This window comes from Amycolatopsis camponoti (genome assembly GCF_902497555.1).
Classification (GTDB): domain Bacteria; phylum Actinomycetota; class Actinomycetes; order Mycobacteriales; family Pseudonocardiaceae; genus Amycolatopsis; species Amycolatopsis camponoti.
In genome coordinates this window covers 2,074,285-2,096,801 of sequence record NZ_CABVGP010000001.1, presented here as the reverse complement: position 1 = coordinate 2,096,801, position 22,517 = coordinate 2,074,285, and the positions used below count along the sequence as shown (strand labels likewise).

The 22,517-nt window shown below is 71.5% G+C and carries 23 protein-coding genes; 9 read left to right on the top strand and 14 right to left on the bottom strand.

Translation table 11 applies throughout. From position 1 onward, the window contains the following. The first annotated feature begins 34 nt into the window (after positions 1–34). Positions 35–523, top strand: a complete 489-nt coding sequence (locus AA23TX_RS10080) for a MarR family winged helix-turn-helix transcriptional regulator (protein ID WP_155542290.1) — start codon at positions 35–37, stop codon at positions 521–523. A gap of 2 nt (positions 524–525) precedes the next feature. Then, positions 526–978 (top strand): hypothetical protein, encoded by a 453-nt coding sequence (locus tag AA23TX_RS10075; protein ID WP_155542289.1) that lies wholly within the window; start codon positions 526–528, stop codon positions 976–978. Here the strand turns inward: AA23TX_RS10075 and AA23TX_RS10070 are convergent. The 3 genes from AA23TX_RS10070 to AA23TX_RS10060 are packed head-to-tail and all read right to left on the bottom strand — an operon-like array spanning position 975 to position 4,792. Then, positions 975–1,535: a TIGR03086 family metal-binding protein gene (locus AA23TX_RS10070; protein ID WP_155542288.1), complete on the bottom strand. Its 561-nt coding sequence runs from the start codon at positions 1,533–1,535 to the stop codon at positions 975–977. The genes AA23TX_RS10075 and AA23TX_RS10070 overlap by 4 nt on opposite strands. Positions 1,536–1,568: 33 nt before the next feature. Continuing rightward, entirely contained in the window at positions 1,569–2,756 is a 1,188-nt protein-coding gene (locus AA23TX_RS10065) for a class I SAM-dependent RNA methyltransferase (RefSeq protein ID WP_155542287.1), read from the bottom strand. Further along, complete coding sequence (locus AA23TX_RS10060) at positions 2,753–4,792, bottom strand: APC family permease (RefSeq protein WP_196425262.1); 2,040 nt, start codon at positions 4,790–4,792, stop codon at positions 2,753–2,755. The genes AA23TX_RS10065 and AA23TX_RS10060 overlap by 4 nt, the downstream gene beginning before the upstream one ends. Positions 4,793–4,885: 93 nt before the next feature. Here AA23TX_RS10060 and AA23TX_RS10055 point away from each other — a divergent pair, with 93 nt between their 5' ends. Together AA23TX_RS10055 and AA23TX_RS10050 are read left to right on the top strand one after the other, a co-directional pair. Further along, on the top strand, positions 4,886–5,551 hold the full coding sequence (locus tag AA23TX_RS10055) for a potassium channel family protein (protein ID WP_155542285.1): 666 nt from the start codon (positions 4,886–4,888) through the stop codon (positions 5,549–5,551). After that, positions 5,548–6,204, top strand: a complete 657-nt coding sequence (locus AA23TX_RS10050) for a potassium channel family protein (RefSeq protein WP_086676743.1) — start codon at positions 5,548–5,550, stop codon at positions 6,202–6,204. The genes AA23TX_RS10055 and AA23TX_RS10050 overlap by 4 nt, the downstream gene beginning before the upstream one ends. Positions 6,205–6,354: 150 nt before the next feature. Here the strand turns inward: AA23TX_RS10050 and AA23TX_RS10045 are convergent, their stop codons facing one another. Together AA23TX_RS10045 and AA23TX_RS10040 are read right to left on the bottom strand one after the other, a co-directional pair. Beyond that, positions 6,355–7,080: a DUF3159 domain-containing protein gene (locus AA23TX_RS10045; protein WP_155542284.1), complete on the bottom strand. Its 726-nt coding sequence runs from the start codon at positions 7,078–7,080 to the stop codon at positions 6,355–6,357. A 9-nt stretch (positions 7,081–7,089) separates the two neighbouring features. Continuing rightward, entirely contained in the window at positions 7,090–7,470 is a 381-nt protein-coding gene (locus AA23TX_RS10040; RefSeq protein WP_072480405.1) for an OB-fold nucleic acid binding domain-containing protein, read from the bottom strand. A gap of 106 nt (positions 7,471–7,576) precedes the next feature. Here AA23TX_RS10040 and AA23TX_RS10035 point away from each other — a divergent pair, with 106 nt between their 5' ends. Further along, complete coding sequence (locus AA23TX_RS10035; protein WP_196425261.1) at positions 7,577–8,290, top strand: alpha/beta fold hydrolase; 714 nt, start codon at positions 7,577–7,579, stop codon at positions 8,288–8,290. A 46-nt stretch (positions 8,291–8,336) separates the two neighbouring features. Here the strand turns inward: AA23TX_RS10035 and AA23TX_RS10030 are convergent, their stop codons facing one another. Together AA23TX_RS10030 and dut are read right to left on the bottom strand one after the other, a co-directional pair. Then, positions 8,337–9,005, bottom strand: a complete 669-nt coding sequence (locus tag AA23TX_RS10030) for a DUF3710 domain-containing protein (RefSeq protein ID WP_155542283.1) — start codon at positions 9,003–9,005, stop codon at positions 8,337–8,339. Beyond that, positions 9,005–9,511 carry a dUTP diphosphatase gene (gene dut / locus AA23TX_RS10025; protein WP_155542282.1) on the bottom strand — a complete coding sequence of 169 codons (507 nt, stop codon included), beginning with the start codon at positions 9,509–9,511 and terminating at the stop codon, positions 9,005–9,007. Before dut ends, AA23TX_RS10030 begins: the two co-directional genes overlap by 1 nt. A 24-nt stretch (positions 9,512–9,535) precedes the next feature. On the opposite strand from dut, the gene AA23TX_RS10020 reads away from it, so the two are divergent. Beyond that, positions 9,536–10,018 (top strand): DUF3093 domain-containing protein, encoded by a 483-nt coding sequence (locus tag AA23TX_RS10020; RefSeq protein ID WP_155542281.1) that lies wholly within the window; start codon positions 9,536–9,538, stop codon positions 10,016–10,018. A 167-nt stretch (positions 10,019–10,185) separates the two neighbouring features. Here the strand turns inward: AA23TX_RS10020 and AA23TX_RS10015 are convergent, their stop codons facing one another. Further along, the gene (locus AA23TX_RS10015) at positions 10,186–10,494 is read right to left on the bottom strand and encodes a DUF4193 domain-containing protein (protein WP_086676737.1); all 309 of its coding nucleotides are present in this window, start codon (positions 10,492–10,494) and stop codon (positions 10,186–10,188) included. A gap of 514 nt (positions 10,495–11,008) precedes the next feature. Here AA23TX_RS10015 and cei point away from each other — a divergent pair. Next, a complete protein-coding gene (gene cei, locus AA23TX_RS10010) occupies positions 11,009–11,692 on the top strand; it encodes an envelope integrity protein Cei (RefSeq protein ID WP_155542280.1) in 684 nt (227 codons plus the stop codon). 288 nt (positions 11,693–11,980) lie between these two features. Here the strand turns inward: cei and AA23TX_RS10005 are convergent, their stop codons facing one another. Next, on the bottom strand, positions 11,981–12,799 hold the full coding sequence (locus AA23TX_RS10005; RefSeq protein ID WP_155542279.1) for an inositol monophosphatase family protein: 819 nt from the start codon (positions 12,797–12,799) through the stop codon (positions 11,981–11,983). 64 nt (positions 12,800–12,863) lie between these two features. On the opposite strand from AA23TX_RS10005, the gene ppgK reads away from it, so the two are divergent. Continuing rightward, positions 12,864–13,631 carry a polyphosphate--glucose phosphotransferase gene (gene ppgK / locus AA23TX_RS10000; protein ID WP_155544351.1) on the top strand — a complete coding sequence of 256 codons (768 nt, stop codon included), beginning with the start codon at positions 12,864–12,866 and terminating at the stop codon, positions 13,629–13,631. A gap of 186 nt (positions 13,632–13,817) precedes the next feature. Next, a complete protein-coding gene (locus tag AA23TX_RS09995) occupies positions 13,818–15,209 on the top strand; it encodes an RNA polymerase sigma factor (protein WP_155542278.1) in 1,392 nt (463 codons plus the stop codon). A gap of 51 nt (positions 15,210–15,260) precedes the next feature. Here AA23TX_RS09995 and AA23TX_RS09990 read toward each other — a convergent pair whose 3' ends face one another. From AA23TX_RS09990 to treS, 5 genes are all read right to left on the bottom strand, one after another. Next, a complete protein-coding gene (locus AA23TX_RS09990; RefSeq protein WP_155542277.1) occupies positions 15,261–16,451 on the bottom strand; it encodes a hypothetical protein in 1,191 nt (396 codons plus the stop codon). 40 nt (positions 16,452–16,491) lie between these two features. Beyond that, positions 16,492–16,884: a hypothetical protein gene (locus AA23TX_RS09985; RefSeq protein WP_155542276.1), complete on the bottom strand. Its 393-nt coding sequence runs from the start codon at positions 16,882–16,884 to the stop codon at positions 16,492–16,494. A 230-nt stretch (positions 16,885–17,114) separates the two neighbouring features. Continuing rightward, positions 17,115–19,322 carry a 1,4-alpha-glucan branching protein GlgB gene (gene glgB, locus AA23TX_RS09980; protein WP_155542275.1) on the bottom strand — a complete coding sequence of 736 codons (2,208 nt, stop codon included), beginning with the start codon at positions 19,320–19,322 and terminating at the stop codon, positions 17,115–17,117. Between the two features lie 4 nt (positions 19,323–19,326). Further along, the gene (locus AA23TX_RS09975) at positions 19,327–20,700 is read right to left on the bottom strand and encodes a maltokinase N-terminal cap-like domain-containing protein (protein ID WP_155542274.1); all 1,374 of its coding nucleotides are present in this window, start codon (positions 20,698–20,700) and stop codon (positions 19,327–19,329) included. Positions 20,701–20,705: 5 nt separating this feature from the next. Continuing rightward, entirely contained in the window at positions 20,706–22,514 is a 1,809-nt protein-coding gene (gene treS / locus AA23TX_RS09970) for a maltose alpha-D-glucosyltransferase (RefSeq protein WP_155542273.1), read from the bottom strand. Positions 22,515–22,517 lie beyond the last annotated feature (3 nt).

Genomic DNA, 22,517 nt, shown 5'->3' with positions numbered 1-22,517 from the left:
ATCGGCAAGGTGCGAACCCTGCTAAACTCGTTTCATGCCGCAACGAAATGAACCTGCCGAGCTGGCGAGGGCCGTCATGGAACTCATCGACCAGGGACACCGGCAGATCTCGCGGCGGATCGACCTCACCCGCGTGCGCATACTCGGGCTCGTCTCCGCCCGCGGGCCGCTGCGGCCGCGGGACATCGCCGCCGAGCTCGGCCTCACCGCGTCCGCGACCAGCCGGCACCTCACCGCGCTCGAGCGGGACGGCCGGGTCGGCGTCGAGGCGGATCCGGCCGACTCGCGCACCTTCCTCGTGCGGGTCGCCGCGGACGGGCAGGCCGAGATCGACGCCACCGTCGAAGCGGGCGCCGCGGTGTTCGCGCAGGTCGTCGCCGACTGGCCGGACGAGGACGTCGCCACCGCGCGGGTCCTGATCGGCCGCCTCAACGAGGCCTGGGCCCGGCGCCACGCCGCCTCGGACGGCGCCGCCCCACCGACCGGCCCGCGCTGGCAGCGGGCCCGCAGGCGGGAGGACTGACCGTGGCCACGACCACCCGGACGAAGACCGTGCCGAAGCCCGTCCAGGCCGCCCGGGCGCTCCTGGCCCTCCTCGGCCTCAGCCACCTCGTCATCCCGGTCGTCCTGGGTTTGCGCGAGGACGCGCTGCGCGACCAGGTCGCCGCGCAGCACCCGGACTTCGGCGCCGCCGAGGTCGCGCGGTCGGCCGACGTCGCCGTGGTCTCCGGCGCCATCTTCCACGGCCTGCTGCTCCTGCTCTGCCTCCTCCTGGTCGTCAAGCTGGCCTCGGGCCGGCCGTGGACGCGCTGGCTCACCACCGTCTCCCAGCTGCTGTCCGTGGTCTTCGGCTTCTTCTCGTGGTCGTCGTCGCCGATGTTCCACGCCGTCATCCCGGTGGCCGCCGCGGCACAGCTCGCTGTCGTCGTCCTGGTGTGGGCGCCCCGCTCGTCGAGGGACTTCTTCGCGAAGCGCTAGCCGTTCACCGCCTTCCGGCCGAGGAACGCCGCCAGCCGGTCGGCCGCCGTCGCTCCCGGAGGGGCCTCCGCCTCCGGCCCGAACGGCCCGCCCGGCGGCCGGGCCGCCGACCCGAACCGGGACCGCCACTGCGCCAGCGCCCCCTCCGCCAGGTCCGGCAGCAGGTCGGTCGACGCACCGGTCGCGTCCGCGAGGTCCCAGCCGTGGGCCAGGTACTCGTTCACGCGCATGTGGACCAGGAACACGCCCGGCACCTCACCCAGCGGGGTCGTCACCTGCCGCGAGAACAGCCCCGGCTCGGCCAGCACCGCCCGCGCCGCCGCGACCGACGCCCCGAAGGCGGAGGCCGGCGAAGCGCCCAAGTAGTCGCCCTCCGGGGCCGGTGGGCCCGCACCGGCCCAGAACGCCACTTTCGCGTTGCCGTGCGCGAGGTGGTTGACCACCGCGCGGACGTCCCAGTCCGCGCACGCCGTCGGCAGGGCCCACTGGTCGTCACGGAGAGCGGTAACCAGGGAAGTCACCGTCGAGGCCGCGCGATCGAAGTCGTCGAGAGTCATACCCGCAGTGTGCCGACCACCACCGACAAAAACTCAGGACAGCAGCGCCACGCACTCCACGTGGTGGGTCATCGGGAAGGCGTCGAACGCCCGCAGAGCGGTCAGGCCATAGCCGTGCGAAGCGAAAGTTGCCAGGTCACGGGCCAGTGCCGCGGGATCGCACGCCACGTAGACGACCCGATCAGGTGAACCCGCCACGATCGACTCGACGACCGCCTTGCCCGCGCCCTTGCGGGGCGGGTCCAGCACGACGACGTCCACCGGCTTCTCGGCCTCCGCCAGCACGTGCTCGACGCGCCCGGCCTGCCAGGACACCTGAGGCAGGTCGGCCAGGTTCTTCTCGCCGTCGGCGACCGCGCGCCGGCCGGACTCGATCGCCAGGACCCGGCCGGACGAGCCGACCTGCGAAGCCAGCACCGAAGCGAACAGGCCGACCCCCGCGTAGAGGTCCCAGGCCGATCCGCCCACGGGCGCCTCCGCCCACTCCGCCACGACCGCGGCCAGCGTCGACGCCGCCGCCGGGTGGACCTGCCAGAAACCGTGCGCGTCGAGCCGCCAGTCGCGGCCCGCCGCGTGCTGCACCGCCACCCCGCCGGTCAGCTGACGGGCCCGGACCTTGCCGCGCACCGTCGACAGCTCCCGGACGTGCACCCCGCCGTCGCCGTCCTGGGTGACCTCCAGCTCGCTGCCCGGCCGCCAGCGCCGCGCCAGGACGTCGTCGAGCTCGCCGGGGACGGCGATCGGGCAGTCGTCCAGGGCCACCACCCGGTGGCTGTGGTGGGCGCGCAGGCCCGCCCGCCCCTCGCGGTCGGCGACCAGCCGGACGCGGCTGCGCCAGTCCAGCGGACCGCCTTCGAGGGCCTCCACGACGACGTCCCGCTCGATGCCGGCCAGCCGCTTGAGCTGCTCCGCCACGACGGTGGCCTTCAGGTCTCGTTGGTACGCCGGGGAAGCGTGCTGCCAGTCGCAGCCGCCGCAGCCGCCCGGCACCGCGAGCGGGCACGGCGGCGGAACCCGGTGCGGCGACGGGACGAGCACCTCGACGGCGTCGCCGCGGCAGAACGAACCGCCGTTGTCCTCGGTGATCTCGACGCGGACCTGCTCACCCGGCAGCGCGTGCCGGACGAACACGACGCGGCCGTCGGCGCGCGCCACGCAGTGGCCACCGTGTGCCACCCCGCCGACCTCGACCTCGAGGACCCGGCCCAGCCAGCTCGTCATTCGGCAGGCTCCTTGGGCTTCGGCGCGCCGGCGCCGGCGGGCTTCCCGTCGGGCGAGAAGCCGCGACGGACGTCACCGGCCGCGGGCCGCTCGGTGCGGACGCGCGCGGCCGCCTTGGCCGACGACTCCAGCTGCCACGGCACGCTCGCCACGATCACGCCGGACTGGAACAGCAGCCGGCCCTTGAGCCGCAGCGCGCTCTGGTTGTGCAGGACCTGTTCCCACCAGTGACCGACCACGTACTCCGGGATGAACACGGTCACGACGTTGCGCGGGTTGTCCCCGCGCACGCGCTTCACGTAGTCGAGGACCGGCTTCGTGATTTCGCGGTAGGGCGACTCGACGACCTTCAGCGGCACCTTGAAGTTGTGCGCGTCCCACTCGGCGGTGAGCCTCCGCGTGTCGGCATCGTCCACATTGACCGTCACGGCTTCGAGGACGTCCGGGCGCATCGCCTTGGCGTAGGCCAGCGCACGCAGCGTCGGGCGGTGCAGTTTGGACACCAGCACGATCGCGTGGTTGCGCGACGGCAGCACGGTCGGGGTGTCGCCGAGGTCCTTCAGCTCGTCGGCGACGCGGTCGTAGTGCCGCCGGATCGCCGTCATCAGCACGAAGATCGCGACCATCGCCGCGATCGCGATCCACGCGCCGAGCAGGAACTTGGTGATGAGCACGATCACCAGCACGACGCCGGTGCAGGTGAGGCCGACCGCGTTGACCGTCTGCGAGCGCCGCATCCGCCGCCGCTTGGCCGGGTCGGTTTCCTTGGCCAGCAACCGGTTCCAGTGCCGGATCATGCCCGCCTGGCTCACCGTGAACGACACGAACACGCCCACGATGTAGAGCTGGATGAGCCGGGTCACCTCGGCGTCGAACGCGATGATCAGCACCAGCGCGAACGCGGCCAGGAACAGGATGCCGTTGGAGAACGCCAGCCGGTCGCCACGGGTGTGCAGCTGCCGCGGCAGGTAGCGGTCCTGCGCCAGGATCGAGCCCAGCACCGGGAAGCCGTTGAACGCGGTGTTCGCGGCCAGCAGCAGGATGATGCCGGTGGAGAAGGAGATGTAGTAGAACGCCGGCGGGAAGTCGGCGAACACCGCGTGCGCGATCTGCGCGACGATCGTCTTCTGCTGGTAGCCCGCGGGCGCGCCGGCGAGCTGCTCCGCGGGGTCTTCGGCGAACTTGACGTCGGTGATCGAGGCCAGCGTGATGATGCCGACCAGCATGGTCACCGCGAGCAGGCCCATCATCAGCAGCGTCGTCGCCGCGTTCTTCGACTTGGGCTTCTGGAACGCCGGGACGCCGTTGCTGATCGCCTCGACCCCGGTCAGCGCCGCCGCGCCGGAGGAGAACGCCCGCAGCACCAGGAACGCGTAGGCCACGCCCGCGAAGGTCCCTTCGGCGTTCAGGGTGAACCCCGCGCTCTCGGCCTTCATCTCGGTGCCGGTGGCCGCCTGCGCCAGGCCCCACACGACCATGACCAGGATGCCCAGGATGAACCCGTATGTCGGGATCGCGAAAGCCTTCCCCGACTCCCGGATGCCGCGCAGGTTCAGCGACGTCAGCACGACCACGATGACGATCGAGGCCAGCACCTTGTGCTCGGCCACCCACGGCACCGCCGACCCGATGTTCGCCACACCGGACGAAGTGGACACCGCGACCGTCAGCACGTAGTCGACGAGCAGCGCGCTCGCCACGGTCAGCCCGAACTTCCCGCCCAGGTTCGTGTTGGCGACCTCGTAGTCGCCGCCGCCGCTCGGGTACGCGTGCACGTTCTGCCGGTAGGACGCGACGACGACGAGCATCACCAGCGCGACCATGATGCCGATCCACGGCGCCAGCGCGTACGCGGAGAGACCCGCGACGCTCAGCGTCAGGAAGATCTCTTCCGGCGCGTACGCCACGCTCGAGAGCGCGTCGGACGCGAAGATGGGCAGCGCGATGCGCTTCGGGAGGAGCGTGTGAGCGAGCCTGTCACTGCGGAACGGACGTCCGAGGACCAGGCGTTTCAGCACGGTCGGGAACTTCGACACCACGGAAGCCTAACCGGAGGGGGGCACGGTAGGTTCGGCGCTGGCATGTCGGGGTAGGTACGGACGGGTTAACCGCCGAAGAGGAGGCAGGGCGTGCACGTGGTGATCATGGGATGCGGCCGGGTAGGCGCGTCCCTGGCCGCTGCGCTGGAGCGGCTCGGCCACGAGGTGGCCGTCATCGACAAGAGCCAGCAGGCGTTCCGGCGGCTGGGCAGCGACTTCCACGGCCAGCAGGTCGTCGGCGTCGGGTTCGACCGCAAGGTGCTGATGGAAGCGGGCATCGAGCGGGCCGGCGCGTTCGCCGCGGTGTCCAGCGGAGACAACTCGAACATCATTTCCGCGCGGGTCGCGCGGGAGAACTTCGGCATCGAACACGTCGTCGCGCGCATCTACGACCACAAGCGCGCGGCCGTGTACGAGCGGCTGGGGATCCCGACGGTGGCGACCGTGCCGTGGACCACCGACCGGTTCCTGCGCACGCTGCTGCCGGACGGCGTCGCGTCGGCGTGGCGGGACCCGTCGGGCAACATCGCGCTGCTGCAGCTGCCGCTGCACGAGGGCTGGGTCGGGCACTCCGTCCGGTCCCTGCAGGAGGCGTCCGGCGCGCGGGTGGCGTTCATCATGCGCTTCGGCACGCCGGTGCTGCCGGACGGCAAGACGATGGTGCAGGACGGCGACGACGTGTGGGTCGCCGCGCGCTCCGGCACCGTCAGCGACGTGACCAGTGTGGCCAACCGCGAACCGGAGGACGAGGCATGAGGGTCGCGATCGCCGGGGCGGGCGCGGTGGGACGCTCGATCGCCAACGAGCTGATCGACGGCAGGCACCAGGTCATGCTCATCGAGCGGGAGGCCGACCAGTTCGAGCCGCAGACCGTCGAGCAGGCCGACTGGGTGCTGGGCGACGCCTGCGAGGTGTCGATCCTGGAGGAGTCCGGGATCGAGCAGTGCGACGTCGTGATCGCCGCCACGGGTGACGACAAGGCGAACCTCGTCGTGTCGCTGCTGGCGAAGACGGAGTTCGCGGTGCGGCGCGTGGTGGCGCGGGTGAACAACCCGGCCAACGAGTGGTTGTTCACCGACGCCTGGGGCGTCGACGTCGCCGTCTCGACCCCGCGGATGCTCGCGGCGATGGTCGAGGAGGCGGTCAGCGTCGGCGACCTGGTCCGGCTGATGACGTTCCGGCAGAGCAACGCGAACCTCGTCGAGCTGACGCTGCCGGCGGAGACTCCGCTGGCCGGCAAGCCGGTGAGCGACCTGACGCTGCCGCGCGACGCGGCGCTCGTGACGATCCTGCGGGGCGACCGCGTGATCGTGCCGCAGCCGGAGGACCCGCTGGAGCCGGGCGACGAGCTGCTGTTCGTCGCGACGGCGGACGTCGAGCCGGAGATCCGGACGGCTTTGGGTTACTGAGTCCACGAAGAAGGCCCCGGCAGATGCTGCCGGGGCCTTCTTCGTGATCGAAAACTGTCGGTACCGGCCGGTAATGTGAAAACCGGGGGTCCCTCCACGCGCGCGGGTTGTGTCCCTTCGCGAGCAGCGCACCGGCCCGAAGCGGAACCGTCAGGCTTCGGGAGCCTGGGCGTACTTCTCGCGCAGCCGGGCCTCGACCTCGGCGTCCGTCTCCGGCTTGGGCTCGTCCTCGGCCTGCGCCTTCAGCCGCTTGTCCGACCGGCGCACCGCCCAGACCACCACCAGCAGGCCCAGCGCGTACAGCGGGTACCCCATCGCGATCTTCGCGAAGGCCAGCCAGCCGGTGTAGTCCTCCTGGTAGAGCCACCGCTGGACGACGAACCGGGCCGCGAACACGGCCGCCAGGGCCAGCGTCGCGATGTCGTAGCCGTAGCGGGACGGCTTGTCCTTGCGCCACGCCTGCCCGGTGCCGTTCAGCACGTTCCAGACGACGCCCGCGATCGGCCAGCGCACGACCACCGACAGCACGAAGATGCCGCAGTAGACCAGGCTCGCGTAGATCCCGAAGAGGAAGAACCCCTTCGCGGACCCGGTGCGGTAGGCGATGAACGCCGCGATCGCGACGCCGAAGAAACCGGAGATCGCCGGCTGCAGGGGCTCCTTGCGGACCACGCGCAGCACGGTGATCGCCACCGCGCTGCCCACCGACGTCCAGATGGCCGCGGTCAGGCCGAAGAAAGCGTTCGCCAGGACGAAGACGATCACCGGCACCGACGAGTAGACCAGGCCGGACACGCCGCCCATCTGCTCGAGCAGGGTCGGCTGCGGTTCTTCCTCCGCGTCGGTCTTCTTCTCGCTCGGGGCGGGTTCAGTCACGATGGGTGATCAACTCACTGGGCTCTGGAGCTCGTAATAGGGGTTGTACAGCACCTTCTGGCCGTCACGCTCGGCCATCCGGCCGCGCACCTTGATCGTCCGGCCAGGCTCGATGCCCGGGATCCGGCGGCGACCGAGCCAGATTAGCGTCACGCCCTGTGTCCCGTCGAACAGCTCCGCCTCCAGCGTGGCGGCCTCGTTCGTCGGGCAGAGCTCCACGCTGCGGAGTCTCCCCATCACGGTGACCTCTTCGCCGGAACGGCAGTCGCAGGCCCGCTGCGCGCCCTCGGCGCCGGACCTCATCGACATCTCGTCGGCGTCGAGCTCATCGACGTCGCTGGTCAGCTTGCGTACCAACCGGCTGAAGTAGCCGCCGTCTTTGGCGGACATAGGTGCTCCTGTGCTCCGGGGCCCCCGACATAAGTGCTTGCGGCCCGTGCGATTCCAGCGTACTGCGGTCCCCGCCAGGGAAACGCCTTTGCGCAAAGATCGCAACGTGACGTCCGCTATCAGAGTTCCCGCCGCGGTCCTGCTGCCCGGCACCGGCTCGGACGAGGTCTTCGTCCGGGCGGTCTTCGCCGGCCCGCTGCGCGCCCTCGGTGTTCCGCTCATCGCGCCACCGCCGCCCTCCGGTGCGGTCCTGGCCGACGGCTACCTGGCGACGCTGGACGCGCTGGCGGACGAACACGGCGAACTGCTCGTAGGCGGCATCTCGTTCGGCGCCCACCTCGCCGCCGAGTGGGCCGTGGCCAATCCGGACCGTTGCGGGGGCCTGCTGGCCGCGCTCCCGGCCTGGAACGGCCGTCCGGGCCAGGCACCCGCGTCGCTCGCCGCGACGCTGTCCGCGGATCTGGTGGCCGGCTCCGGGGTCGAAGCGGCGCTGGCGCAGACGGCGGGCAGCCCGGACTGGCTGCGGGCGGAACTCGACCGGGCGTGGCGCCGCCACGGCGACGGGCTGGCGGCGGGCCTACGCGTTGCCGCGGGCCGGCCGTCCCCGACCCTCGCGGAGCTGACGCGCCTGGCGGTCCCGGCCGGGATCGGCACCTGCACCGACGACCCGATCCACCCGACGAAAGTCGCATCGGAGTGGGCCGGGGCACTCCCCCGCGCGGCGCTCGGCGAGACGACCCTGGCCGCGCTGGGCGCCGACCGCGAGTCGCTCGGCCGGGCGACCGTCCTGGCCTTCCTCAGGGCCCTCGAAAAGCCGTGAAGGCCGCCTCGGGGGACTCCCCCGGGCGGCCTTCAGGGACCGAGCGTCAGCCTTGCTGCTGCTGGGCCGCGATGTGCTCGGCGACGGCCTCGGGCAGCGTGATCGTGAGCGGGGTGCGGACCGGCATCGGCGCGTCGCCGCGGTCGACGATCGTGCGGCGCACGATCCCCCGCAGCACCTCGACGGCCGCCGCGGCCTCGGACTGCGGCCCGGCGATGACGCCGCGCAGCATCCAGCGCGGCCGGTCGATGCCGACGAAGCGCAGCGAGACGTCCCCGACGATGGCCGAGATCTCCAGGCCCCACACGCCGCGGCCGATGTTGACCTTGGCGCCGTCGGCCCGCAGCTGCTCGGCCAGCTCGGTGCTCACCTCGCGCCAGAGGCCGCCCGAGCGCGGCGCGGCGTAGGCGCTGACCGTGATCTGGCCCTGCTCGGTGACGACGTGCACGGCGCGCACGCCCCCGGTTTCGGGGTCCATCTCGACCTGGACCTGGGATCCGTCGGGCACCGGCACCTTCACCGAGCCGAGGTCGATCCGCGGGACGCCGTCGTCCTCGAAGTCCGCGACGTCGAACGGGCCGTCGGAGACGTCCGACAGCTCGTCGCCCTCCTCGCCCTCGTACCCGTCGTCCTCGATCGTGTCGTCGGCCTCGGGCGCGGCGTGCCTGCCGGCGGACTCGCCCTCGGTCCGCCGCTTGCGTCCGAAAATCCCCACTACTTCTCCGTTCCTTCCCCCGCGCCGGCGCTCGCGCCGAGCGCCTGTGCTGCTCCCAGTGTGGCGTGTCCACCCGTGGAGCCGTAGCCTCCGTCGCCCCGTTCGGTGGCGTCGAGCTCGTCGACCTCGACGAACTCGGCGTGCTCGACCCGCTGCACGATCAGCTGGGCGATGCGGTCGCCGCGCGCGAGCTTCACCGGGTGCACCGGGTCGTGGTTGATCAGGCAGACCTTGATCTCCCCGCGGTAGCCCGCGTCGATCGTGCCCGGCGTGTTCACCACCGAGAGGCCGACCCGGGCGGCCAGGCCGGACCGCGGGTGGACGAACCCCGCGTACCCGGGTGGCAGCGCGATCGCGACGCCGGTGCCGACGACGCCGCGTTCCCCGGGTTTCAGGACGATATCCGAGGTGGTGACGAGATCGGCCCCCGCGTCGCCCGGCCGGGCGTAGGCGGGCAGCGGGACATCCGGGTCGAGCCGGGAGAGGAGTACCTGAACGCTGGACACGGGCGGCGAGATTACTCTCTACCCGTGGGTGAATCTGCGAAGACGGCCGCGAGTGCCGCGGTCCGGCACTCCGAACGGCTGTACGTGCCGTGGTGGGGCTGGCCGCTGCCGGTGCTGGGCGCGATCCTGCTGGCCGCCGAGGTCGACATGGGCTACCCGGGCGTCCGGGCGTGGCTGCCGTACGTGATCGCGCTGCCGGTCGTCGTCGGGCTGATGCTCTCGCTGGGCCGGGCGAAGGTCCGCGTCACCGGCGGTGACGAGCCGGAGCTGTGGGTGGGCGACGCGCACCTGCCGCTGCGCTACGCCGGCACGGTCGAGATCTTCGACAAGGACGCCAAGCGCAAGGCACTGGGCCGCGACGGGGACCCGGCCGCCTACGTGCTGCACCGCGGCTGGGTGGGCCCGGTGGTGCGGATCACGCTCACCGACCCCGCCGACCCGACGCCGTACTGGCTGTTCAGCACCCGGCACCCCGAGCGCGTCGCCGATCTGGTCAAGGGCGCCTGACCCCGGCTCTGCCCCCTCAAGACGTGCCCCCTCAAGACATGGGAAGGGGGCCGGCCTGCCGGCCGGCCCCCTTGTCCCCAGCGCTTCGAGCCTCCCCCTTGGTGCCCTCGAGGCTCTCCGCGTCTGTTCGTCCCCTGTAGCGAAGCCCTGTCCGAGATCCCGCGCGATCAGGCGCAGTCGCGGCAGATCAGGCGTCCACCGCTCTCCTCGGCCAGCCGGCTGCGGTGGTGCACCAGGAAGCACACGGAGCAGGTGAACTCGTCCGCCTGCTTCGGCACCACCTTCACGGTCATGTCCTCTCCGGAAAGCCCGGAAAGGTCGGCACCCGGCAGCTCGAAGTTCTCGGCGGTCGCGTCCTCGTCGACGTCGACGACGCCGGACTGGTTCTCGTTCCGCCGGGCCTTGAGCTCCTCCAACGAGTCTTCGGCCAGCTCGTCGGCTTCGCTGCGGCGCGGAGCGTCGTAGTCGGTAGCCATGTGTCCCTCACCCCTGCGATCAGCTTGTGTAGTCGTTTTCCCGAACCCTCGGATGCGCCCGTGAGTCCGCCGTGCCGCTGGTCAACGTTCCAGGGCCCTCGTTTGTGCCCGACGGCCGAAGTGACCGAGGTCTCTTCTTTATGGGCCTCTTCCTGCGGCCGGAGCCCGGGAAGGGTAGCTCACGCCCGCGACGGTTCTGCAACGAGTCAGACATTGCCGGGAAATCGTCACCCGACAGGGGGAACCCGCAGGTAAGACGCGTTGTCGTCCATTCGGGTTGCCCGCGGGTGGAGAACCTCACCGGCGGCCCGTGTCCGCTTGCCCCGGCCGACCCCGCCGTGGTGCGATCGCCGCACGGGGATCGGTCGCGGGCGGGGTCCCGCGACGACGGGCGGCGCACCGGAAGAACCGGGCCCCCGGGACGGTGGGCGCGGGTCGCAGCGCCTAGGCTCATCGGCCACGACGGTGCCGGGTTCGCACCGGCCGGGTTCGGTGTTCGGGAAGGGACGGGCAGGTGGCGTCGGGGAACGGCATCGGGGACCGTGGGGCGCGGCCGTATCGCAAGCACAAGCCGCTGCCCGCGCTGATCGTCATCGGTGTGCTCGCGCTGGGCGCGATCATCGTCTGGATCAACGCGGCCGTCGGCAAGGGCGACGTCGACGAGGCCGTGAAGTGCGACCCGGCCGCCAGCCCGCCGCCGGGCGTCACGTTCAGCACCCTCCCCCACAACGCCCTCGACGACCGCGCGCCGGTGCCGCCGGACAAGGTCGCGGTGAAGGTGCTCAACGCCTCCGGCTCCCGCGGCCAGGGCGGCATCACGACCACCGCGCTCAAGGAGCTGGGCTTCACCGGAGCGGGTGAGCCGGCCAACGACCCGGCCTACGAGGGCCGTGCGGCCAAGTGCCGCGGCCAGATCCGCTTCGGCGAGAACGGCGTCACGGCGGCCCGCACGCTCAGCCTCGTGGTCCCGTGCGCCGAGCTGGTCCAGGACAACCGCAAGGACGCGAGCGTCGACCTGGTCACGGGCACCCTCTTCGGCGACCTCCGGCCCCGCGCCGAGGCCCGCCAGGTCCTCACCCAGCTCGCCGACTGGTCCAAGGCCCACCAGGGCGGCGGCACGAACGAGCAGTCCGCGGGCGCGAAGGCCCCGGTCATCGACCAGACGCTGCTGGCATCGGCCCGCGACGTCGGCTGCTGAGCCGGCGCGCACCCACCCGCACTACAGCCAGCACCCAGCAACCCGCATCCAACAACCCGCGCGCGTGGGGGCGCCCCCGATCTTCACGCTACCGGGGAGCACCGACAATTCCGGGCGCTCGCGTCGCGAGCGGCCCGTTCGCGACGCCGGAGTTCCCCGGACGAGACGCCGGAGTTCCACGGACGAAGTGTTGGCGGTGGAAGGCCCGGAGGAGGTGCCGACCTTCCCCGGCACCGTCTCGCCGTAGACCGCCGCGGCGGGAACGCCGTCTCCTCCCTGACCGGACCGTCAGACCTCGGCGGCCCCGCAGTCCGCCAGGACCTTCCGCAGCGGGTCCGCGATCGACGGTGCCGCCGCGTACGTCGCGTCCGCGCCCAGCTCCGGTGCCGACCCCGGCAGGCGCACCCGAGCGCCCGCCTCCGCCGCGATCAGCGCCCCCGCCGCCCAGTCCCAGCGGTGCAGCCCGTGCTCCACGTACGCGTCGAGCCAGCCCGCCGCCACCGCGCACAGGTCCAGCGACGCCGCCCCGTTGCGCCGGATGTCCCGGACCCGCCCCAGCAGCTCCGCCGCGAACCGCGACTGCCGCGTCCGGCGCTCCGCCGAGTAGGCGAAACCGGTCCCGACCAACGTCAGCTCCAGCCTCGAAGGCGCCGACACCGCCAGCCGGCGGCCGTCCAGGAACGCGCCCTGCCCGCGCGCGGCCGACCAGACCCGGCCGCTCGCCGGCTCCACCACCGCGCCGGCCACCGACTCGCCGCCGACCTGCGCCGCGACCGACACGGCGAACCACGGCAGCCCGTAGAGGAAGTTGACCGTCCCGTCGATGGGGTCGACGACCCAGGTCACGCCGTCGCCGGCGGCCCCGCCGCCCTCCTCGCCCAGCACCGGCTCCCCGGGCCTCAGCGAGGCCAGCCGCGCGCGCACCAGCTGCTCCGACTCGTGGTCGACGGCGGTGACGACGTCGGTGTCCGCGGACTTCGTGTCCACGGCCACCGAGCGCCCCCGCGCCATCCCCTCCCAGGCCTCGCGGACCAGCTCGGCGGCGTCCGTCGCGACCTGCACCGCGACGCTTTTCAGCAACGACTCGTCAACTCCCACGTCCGACATGTCACCACATCCGGTTAAAGTCTCCGAGGCAGGCTTCTGAATCGTGCGAGAAGGGACCACGTCCGTGGTGGAGGCGACCCGCCGAGGTTTCGGCATCGACATCGGCGGCAGCGGGATCAAGGGGGCCTTGGTCGACCTGGACAAGGGGCAGCTCATCGGCGACCGGATCCGGATCGAGACGCCGAAGCCGTCCACGCCGTCGGCGGTGGCGGACGTCGTCGCCGAGATCGTGACGCAGGCGGGCTGGGACGGCCCGGTCGGCGTGACGCTCCCGGCGGTCGTCAAGAAGGGCGTCGCGCACACCGCGGCCAACATCGACAAGCAGTGGATCGGCACCGACGCCGACGCCCTCTTCGCCAAGCGCCTCGGCCGCGGCGTCGACCAGGTCGCGATGCTCAACGACGCCGACGCGGCGGGCATGGCCGAGATCCGCTTCGGCGACCCGGTCGCGCGCAAGGGCGTCACCGCGCTGCTCACCTTCGGCACCGGCATCGGCAGCGCGGTGTTCCAGGACGGCAAGCTCGTCCCGAACACCGAGTTCGGCCACCTGGAGATCGACGGCCACGACGCGGAGAAGCGCGCGGCCGCCTCCGTGAAGGACAACGAGGGTCTCTCGTACCCCGAATGGTCCAAGCGCGTGCACCGTTATCTGACCGTGCTCGAAAACCTGATCTGGCCCGACCTGTTCATCGTCGGCGGCGGGGTCAGCAAGAAGGCCGAAAAATGGGTGCCGCTGCTGGACCTCCGCACGCCGGTCCTGGTGGCGACGCTGCAGAACAACGCCGGGATCGTGGGTGCCGCGGCGGCCGCGAGCGAGGGCATCCAGCACTAGATCCGGGCGCCGGAGCGGGCCGGAGGGTGATCGCTTCGCGACGCATGCGCGTACCGTCGTTACAATGGAACACGGCCCACGGCTGCGGAGGCGAAAACCGCAGGCCGAGGCGTGATCCCCGAATGTGAGGCAGCAGTGGCACCCGTGCCGTTGCTCGTCATGATCGACCGCTGCGAAAGGGCGTAAGTGGCAGCCGCAAGAACCGCAACCCGAGGCGGGACGAAGACAGCGACCGCAGCCGGCGAGCCGGCCGAAGAGGCAGCCACCGGGACGGCGAAGCCTGCGGCCCGCAAGACCACCACCGCGAAGAAGGCTCCGGCCAAGAAGGCGCCGGCGAAGAAGCCCGCGACCAAGGGCGAAGACGGCGACCCCGAAGGCCCCGAGGGTCTCGAGGAAGGCGAACTCGACTCGCCCGACCTGTCGGACCTGGAAGAGGTCGAGGTCGACGTCGTCGACGAGACGGTCACCGAAGAGCCGGACGCCGCCTCGGCGGATGACGACGACGATGACGACGACGACGAGACCCCGGCGCAGCGCCGTCGTGGTGCCGCGGCCGACAAGGCGGCGGCCGCCAAGAGCTCCGACAACCCGGACTTCGTCTGGGACGAGGAAGAGTCGGAGGCCCTGCGCCAGGCGCGCAAGGACGCCGAGCTCACCGCGTCGGCCGACTCCGTGCGTGCCTACCTCAAGCAGATCGGCAAGGTCGCGCTGCTGAACGCGGAGGAGGAGGTGGAGCTGGCCAAGCGGATCGAGGCCGGGCTCTACGCCGCCGAGCGCGTGCGCACCGCCGAGGAGGAGGGCGAGAAGCTCGTCACCCAGATGCGCCGCGATCTCAAGTGGATCGTGCGTGACGGCGAGCGCGCCAAGAACCACCTGCTTGAGGCGAACCTCCGGCTCGTGGTGTCGCTGGCCAAGCGCTACACCGGCCGCGGCATGGCGTTCCTGGACCTGATCCAGGAGGGCAACCTCGGCCTGATCCGCGCGGTGGAGAAGTTCGACTACACCAAGGGCTACAAGTTCTCGACGTACGCCACGTGGTGGATCCGCCAGGCGATCACCCGCGCGATGGCCGACCAGGCCCGCACCATCCGCATCCCGGTGCACATGGTCGAGGTCATCAACAAGCTCGGCCGCATACAGCGCGAACTCCTGCAGGACCTCGGCCGCGAGCCGACGCCCGAGGAGCTCGCCAAGGAAATGGACATCTCCCCGGAGAAGGTCCTGGAGATCCAGCAGTACGCGCGTGAGCCGATCTCGCTCGACCAGACGATCGGCGACGAGGGCGACTCGCAGCTCGGTGACTTCATCGAGGACTCCGAAGCGGTCGTCGCGGTGGACGCGGTGTCGTTCACGCTGCTGCAGGACCAGCTCCAGTCGGTGCTGCAGACGCTGTCCGAGCGCGAGGCGGGCGTGGTCCGGCTGCGCTTCGGCCTCACGGACGGCCAGCCGCGCACGCTCGACGAGATCGGCCAGGTGTACGGGGTGACCCGTGAGCGCATCCGGCAGATCGAGTCGAAGACGATGTCGAAGCTGCGCCACCCGTCGCGGTCGCAGGTCCTGCGGGACTACCTGGACTGAGTCGTACTCACGGAAGAACCCCGTCACCTCGGTGGCGGGGTTCTTCCGCGTTCAGGCCCGGCCGGTGAGCGTCGTCCACGGGACGTGCACCACCACGCGCTCCCGGAGCTGCTCGTTCAGCAGCCACAGCTCCCCCGTCGCCGGCCAGTAGGACAGGTTCTGGCTGTTGACCGGCGCCTGGCCGGCCAGCCTCGACGTCGAGACGCCGCCGACCCCGCCGTGCAGGCACGACGGGTGGTCGCCGGCCGCTCCGGCGTACTCCGGGCAGACTCCCGTCAGGACGAAGTAGCCGTTCCGCGCCACCGCGCCCTGCATCCCCCACACCGGCGACGAGAACCCTTCGACGGCGTGCACCTGACCGTCGGCCGAGGTCTTCAGGCGGCCCGTCGAGGCGTCGAACGGCCAGCGCAGGACCCGGCCGCCCGCCTCGGCCGCGTGCTCCGCCGTCACGAACGTGGAATCGCCGTGGTCGAAGGAGAGCGTCGACAGGCACGGCCGCGCGCCGGTCCCCGTCGTGCACGCGCCGCCGCCGGGGTACCAGTAGGCGCCGACCTGCGGCATCGCGTAGTCGTAGTACGCCGCGTGGTACCGGCCGTCGGTGCCGAGGCCGACCGTCGCGGAGCTGGCGTCGACCTGCCAGAAGTGCGTCGTGTCGAAGACGCGGATCAGGCCGCCGGTGGTCGCGACGTAGAGCAGGTTCCCGGACCACGTCATGCCGTGCCCGTGTCCGGTGACGACCGCGAAATCGGTGTCGGACGTCGGTTCCACGAGCAGGACGTGCCGGTAGCCGAGGCCGCTGGCGTCCACAAAGGACAGCCGGACCATGGTGTCGCCGGGGGTGTGCCAGGACGTCGCGACGACGCGCTTGCCGCCGACGGTCCCGGTCACCGGGTCCGCGTCCCCCGAGCCGGTGAGGCCCTGGGGGATCCAGTCGTTGGTCTTGTCGTCGTTCGCGTCTTCCCAGCAGAAGCCGGCGGGCTTCAGCGCGGCCGCGAGGTACGTGCCGTGGCAGAGCGGCCGGGCCGTGCGGTTGGCGTCGCCGAGGAGCTGCGGCAGGCCGCGCGGCGGGAGCTTCTCGTCGAGGGCGGTGATCCGGCTGCCGTAGGTGGCGAAGGAGCCGCCGGGGGTGAGCCGGTAGCCGTCGACGGTCGCCGCGTTGAGGCGGGGGAAGTTCGCGGCGGCCTGGGCCGTCGTCGTCAGGCCGAGCAGCAGCAGTGTCACGAGACCGAGCACAAGTCGCATGCCGGCAGCGTGACCGGGCCGCGTACACGGCCCGTACAAGTCAGGGCACGGCCAGGCCGCGCTCCCGCAGCGACTCCTCGACGCGCAGGCGTTCGATCTCGCGGTCCATGCCCTCGGGCAGCTCGGCGAGCCGGTGCGGGACGTCCACCTGGCGGCAGGCCTGGGCGAGCAGCTCGTCGTACGCCTGCCGCGTGCCGAGGCGCCGCGCGGCCGGGGTGCCGGACGGGTAGCCGGCGAGCAGGCGGTGCACCCGCCGCAGGTCCGCGGCGACGCGTTCGATCGGCGGACCCGCGGGTTGCGGCTTCGCGCGCTTCTCGAGGAGCCGGTGAAGCAGCTTCGGGGCGCGCAACGCGCACCAGAAGAGCACCGTGGGAGCGATGCAGACCACGGCGAAGAGGATCAGGTTCACGAGGACGCCGCCGGCGCCGGCCATGCACTGATGGTAAGCCCGCGACGCCCACCCGGCGGACCCATTTTCACCCCGCCGAGCGTGATCGACGAGGTGACTCGCGTGTTCGGAAGGGCATCTCGCGTGACGGGAGAGGCATCAAGCGTGATTGAAGGGGCATCACCCGTGATTGGAGGGTCGACACGAGCGTGGTCGCCGTGTCGACCCTTCAATCACGCGTGTCGACCTCAGGATCACGCGTGTCGACCCCTTGGTCACGTCAGGTCGGGGTCCGCGGGGGTCCCTTCGGCCAGCCAGAGGACTCCGGCCGGGGGGAGCTGGAGGACGGCCGAGGCCGGCTGGCCGTGCCACGGGTCCTCCGTCGCCTCCACCGCGCCCAGGTTGCCGACGCCCGAGCCGCCGTAGGCCTCCGCGTCCGTGTTGACCACCTCGAGCCAGCGGCCCGCCGACGGCAGGCCGACCCGGTAGTCGTGGTGCGGCACGCCCGAGAAGTTCGCGACGCAGGCCAGCCGGGATCCGTCGGTGCCGATGCGCAGGAAGCTCAGGACGTTGCCGCTCGAGTCGTTCGCGTCGATCCAGCGGAAGCCGTCCGGTGACGTGTCCTGGCTGAACAGCGCGGGCGAGGACCGGTACACCGAGTTCAGCGACCGCAGCAGGTCCTGGACCCCGCGGTGCAGCGGCTCGTCGAGCAGGTGCCAGTCCAGGGACCGCTGCTCCGACCACTCCGACGGCTGGCCGAACTCGCCGCCCATGAACAGCAGCTGCTTGCCCGGGTGCGCCCACATGAACGCCAGCAGCGAACGCAGCCCGGCCGCCTTGTTCCAGGCGTCGCCCGGCATGCGGCCCCACAGGGATCCCTTGCCGTGCACCACTTCGTCGTGCGAAAGCGGCAGCACGAAGTTCTCGCTCCACGCGTACACGAGTGAGAACGTCATCTCGTTGTGGTGGTAGGCACGGTGGATCGGCTCGTGGGACAGGTACCGGAGCGTGTCGTGCATCCAGCCCATGTTCCACTTGAAGCCGAACCCGAGGCCGCCCAGGTGCGTCGGGCGCGTGACGCCCGGCCACGCCGTCGACTCCTCGGCCACCATCACGACACCCGGGTGTCGCTTGTAGACGGTCGCGTTCAGCTCCTGCAGGAACTTCACCGCGTCCAGGTTCTCGCGGCCGCCGTACTGGTTCGGCAGCCACTCCCCGTCCTTGCGGGAGTAGTCGAGGTAGAGCATCGAGGCGACGGCGTCGACGCGCAGGCCGTCGAGGTGGAACTCCTCGATCCAGTACAGCGCGTTGGCGACGAGGAAGTTGCGGACCTCGTTGCGGCCGAAGTCGAACACGAGCGTGCCCCAGTCGGGCTGCTCGCCGCGGCGCGGGTCCGCGTGCTCGTACAGCGCCGTGCCGTCGAACTTGGCCAGCGCCCAGCTGTCCTTCGGGAAGTGCGCGGGCACCCAGTCGACCAGGACGCCGATCCCCCGCTGGTGCAGGCGGTCGACGAAGTAGCGGAAGTCGTCCGGGGAGCCGAAGCGGGACGTCGGCGCGTAGTACGACGTCACCTGGTAGCCCCACGAGCCGCCGAACGGGTGCTCCGACACCGGCAGCAGCTCGACGTGGGTGAAGCCGGTCTCGACCAGGTAGTCGCCGAGCTGGTCGGCCAGCTCGCGGTAGCCGAGCCCGGGCCGCCACGAGCCGAGGTGGACCTCGTAGACGCTCATCGGCGCCGCGGACCACTCGGTGGCCTCGCGCTGGGCGACCCACGCGTCGTCGTCCCACAGGTGCCCGGAGGTGGTGACGACCGACGCCGTCGCGGGCGGGTGTTCCGTGCCGAACGCCATCGGGTCGGCCTTCTCGCGCCAGTTGCCGTCGGCGCCGAGGATTCGGAACTTGTAGCAGGAGCCGGCGCCGACGCCCGGCACGAACAGCTCCCAGACCCCGGACGAGCCGAGCGAGCGCATCGCGTGCCCGCGGCCGTCCCAGCCGTTGAAGTCGCCGATCACGCGGATGCCGCGGGCGTTCGGCGCCCAGACCGCGAACGACGTCCCGTCGACGACGCCGCCTGGCGTCTCGTACGCCCGGACGTGCGCACCGAGCACCTCCCACAGCCGCTCGTGCCTGCCTTCGCCGATCAGGTGCAGGTCCAGCTCGCCGACCGTGGGCAGCCAGCGGTACGGGTCGTCGGCGGTGACGGAGTGCCCGTCGTAGTCGATCTCCAGCCGGTAGTCGCCGGGGTGCTCCGGCACCGCGACGGCGAACAGCGCGTCGATGACCGGCTCCATCGGGTACCGGTGCTCGCCGCTGAGCAGCGCGACGGCTTTGGCGCCGGGCAGCAGCGCCCGGGCCACGAAACCCTTCCCCACCGCGTGCACGCCCAGCACCGAGTGCGGGTCGTGGTGCGAACCGGCCAGCAGCCGGTCGATGTCCGCGGCCGCCGGGGCGGCGGCCGGGAGGCCTTCCGGAACCGCGTTCACGGCGTCATCCCTCTCCGTCGGTGATCCGGGCGATCGAAGCGAGCGGCACGCCGAGCCAGTCCGGCCGGTTCGCGTGCTCGTAGCCCACTTCGTAGACCGCCTTGTCCAGTTCGAAGGCGCGCAGCAGCTCGCCCTGGTCACGCGGGTCGGCCGCGACCGCGGCATAACCCTCGCAGAACGCCGCCCGGTTGCGGTGCGACCACTCCTGGGCCCGCGCGGCCAGCGCCGAGTCGTCCGGGTGGCCGACCAGCATCTGCTGGGCCGCGTAGTCGAACGACCTCAGCATGCCCGCCACGTCGCGCAACGGCGACCGAAGCGCGTGCCGCTCCTCCACCGGGGCCGCCGGCTCGCCCTCGAAGTCGATCAGCAGCCACCCGGTGACGGTCCGCAGCACCTGGCCCAGGTGCAGGTCGCCGTGGATGTACTGCATGGTCACGGCGCCGGCGGGCAGCGTACGCAGCTTCTCGAACGCCGCCCGCAGCGCCGGGGCGTGCGCGGCCAGCTCCGGCACCCGCCCGGCGATCGTGTCGAGCCGCTCGAGCATCGCCTTCGTCGAGCGCTCCAGCTCGCCGGCGTCGACCGGTTCGGTGCCGAGGGCCTCGGCCAGGTCCGCGTGCACCTCGGCCACCGCGCGCCCGAGCCGCTCGGCCTCGCCGGCGAAGTCGCCGCCGACCTCCTCGGCGTGCAGCTCCGGGGCGGCCATCAGGTCGCGGACGCTGGTGGTGGCCATCGCCCAGCCGTCGACCGCGTCCGCGACGAACTGCTGGAGCATGCCGACCGTGGTCGGCTCGCCGTCGAGGTCGCCGGTGATCGAGCCGAGCACCGGCGCGATGTGCTTGCTGTCGACGCCCTGCAGCGCCCGGTGCAGCAGCAGGTCCTTGTTCTTGCCCGGCGTCAGCTTCCGGAACAGCTTGAGGATGTACTGCCCGCCGTAGACCAGCGACGTGTTGCTCTGCTCCGAGGTGATCGGCCGGGCCCGCAGGCCGGTGTCCAGCTCGACGCCGGGCTCGTGCTCGAAGACGAGGGAGCCGACGCGGCCCTCCCGCGCCATCAGGTCCAGCAGCACACCGGTGACGTCGAGGTCGCCGGACGCCTCGTAGGCGTTGAGGTCGCCGACGGCGCCGATCCAGCTGCCCGACGAGATCTCCGGCGGGTGCGTCCGCCGGCCCACGAGCAGCTGGTACGGCTCGCGCCGGTCGCCCTGGGCGACCTCGACGACCACGTGCAGCAGCTGCGGGTCGCCTTCGACCAGCTCGGTCACGCCGAGCGGCCGGACGCCGGTCACCGGCCGGTCCTTGCCGGCGAACCAGCGCTGCTCCGGCAGCCAGTGCTGCAGGTCGCCGATCAGGTCGTCCACCAGCTCACGCGGGTCGGACAAGGGACTCACCTCGCTTCGCCTTCGTCTCCCGGGCTCGTCAGCTGGAACCAGTAGAAGCCGTGTCCCGGCAGCGTCAGCAGGTACGACAGGTCCCCGATGCTGGGGAACTGCACGCCACCGGTGAGCTCCACCGGCGTGCACCCGCGGTGCGCGGACAGATCCAGCTCCACCGGCTGCGGGAACCGGGAGAGGTTGTTCACGCAGAGCACGACGTCCTCGCCGCCGTCCGGGCGCCGCCACTGGCGCTTGTAGGCCAGCACGCTCGGGTTGGACCCGCCGAGGTCGACGAACTCGCCTTCCGCGAACGCGTGGTGCTCCTTGCGCACCTCGATCATCCGCCGGGTCCAGTTGAGCAGCGAGGACGCGTTGTTCGACTGCGCCTCGACGTTCAGGCCCTGGTAGCCGTACACCGGGTCCATGATCACCGGCAGGTAGATCCGGCCGGGGTCGCAGGAGGAGAAGCCGGCGTTGCGGTCCGGGGTCCACTGCATGGGGGTGCGGACCGCGTCGCGGTCGCCGAGCCAGATGTTGTCTCCCATACCGATCTCGTCACCGTAGTACAGAACGGGCGAGCCCGGCAGCGACAGCAGCATCGCGGTGAAGAGCTCCTGCTGGTTGCGGTCGTTGTCCAGCAGCGGGGCCAGCCGGCGGCGGATGCCGATGTTGGCCTTCATGCGCGGGTCCTTGGCGTATTCCGCGTACATGTAGTCGCGCTCGTCGTCGGTGACCATCTCGAGGGTCAGCTCGTCGTGGTTGCGCAGGAAGATGCCCCACTGGCTGCCGCTGGGGATCTCCGGGGTCTGGGTCATGATCTCCGAGATCGGGAACCGCGACTCGCGGCGCACGGCCATGAAGATCCGCGGCATCAGCGGGAAGTGGAACGCCATGTGGCACTCGTCGCCGCCGACCGCCGGGTCGCCGAAGTACTCGACGACGTCCGAGGGCCACTGGTTGGCCTCGGCGAGCAGGATCCGGCCCGGGTACTCGTCGTCGACGACCTTGCGGCAGCGCTTGAGGAACTCGTGCGTGCGCGGCAGGTTCTCGCAGTTGGTGCCTTCCTGCTCGAACAGGTACGGCACGGCGTCCAGGCGGAACCCGTCGATGCCCAGGTCCAGCCAGAACCGCAGGGTGTCGATCATCGCGTTCTGGACGTCGGCGTTCTCGAAGTTCAGGTCGGGCTGGTGCGAGAAGAAGCGGTGCCAGTAGAACTGCCCGCGCACCGGGTCGTAGGTCCAGTTCGACGACTCGGTGTCGACGAAGATGATCCGCGCGTCGGCGTAGCGGGAGTCGTCGTCGCTCCACACGTAGTAGTCGCCGTACGGGCCGTCCGGGTCGCTGCGGGACTGCTGGAACCACGGGTGCGCGTCCGAGGTGTGGTTGAGCACCAGGTCGGTGATCACCCGGATGCCGCGCCGGTGGGCTTCGTTCAGCAGGAACACGAAGTCCTCGACGCTGCCGAACTCCGGCAGCACCGCACGGAAGTCGCTGATGTCGTACCCGCCGTCGCGCAACGGCGACGCGTAGAACGGCGGCAGCCAGAGGCAGTCGATGCCGAGCCAGGCCAGGTAGTCCAGCCGGCCGGCCAGGCCGCGCAGGTCGCCGGTCCCGTCGCCGTTCGAGTCGGCGAACGCGCGCACCAGCACCTCGTAGAACACCGCGCCCTTGAACCACTCCGGGTTGCTGGGCGCCTGTTGCGCCGAGCGGAAGTCCCCGGCCTGGGGCTCCACGAGCATCCCGTCGGCCGTCATCGCCTCACCGGTGTGCGGCACACCGTCCAGCCCGAGTGCCGCGTCGGGGCGGGCTTCCTCCGCCATGTG

Coding starts and splice junctions, on each gene's coding strand:
- AA23TX_RS10080 (WP_155542290.1), top strand. CDS start 35: ATGCCGCAACGAAATGAACCTGCCGAGCTGGCGAGGGCCGTCATGGAA.
- AA23TX_RS10070 (WP_155542288.1), bottom strand. CDS start 1,535: ATGACTCTCGACGACTTCGATCGCGCGGCCTCGACGGTGACTTCCCTG.
- AA23TX_RS10065 (WP_155542287.1), bottom strand. CDS start 2,756: ATGACGAGCTGGCTGGGCCGGGTCCTCGAGGTCGAGGTCGGCGGGGTG.
- AA23TX_RS10050 (WP_086676743.1), top strand. CDS start 5,548: ATGAGGGTCGCGATCGCCGGGGCGGGCGCGGTGGGACGCTCGATCGCC.
- AA23TX_RS10040 (WP_072480405.1), bottom strand. CDS start 7,470: ATGTCCGCCAAAGACGGCGGCTACTTCAGCCGGTTGGTACGCAAGCTG.
- AA23TX_RS10015 (WP_086676737.1), bottom strand. CDS start 10,494: ATGGCTACCGACTACGACGCTCCGCGCCGCAGCGAAGCCGACGAGCTG.
- AA23TX_RS10005 (WP_155542279.1), bottom strand. CDS start 12,799: ATGTCGGACGTGGGAGTTGACGAGTCGTTGCTGAAAAGCGTCGCGGTG.
- AA23TX_RS09990 (WP_155542277.1), bottom strand. CDS start 16,451: ATGCGACTTGTGCTCGGTCTCGTGACACTGCTGCTGCTCGGCCTGACG.
- AA23TX_RS09985 (WP_155542276.1), bottom strand. CDS start 16,884: ATGGCCGGCGCCGGCGGCGTCCTCGTGAACCTGATCCTCTTCGCCGTG.
- treS (WP_155542273.1), bottom strand. CDS start 22,514: ATGGCGGAGGAAGCCCGCCCCGACGCGGCACTCGGGCTGGACGGTGTG.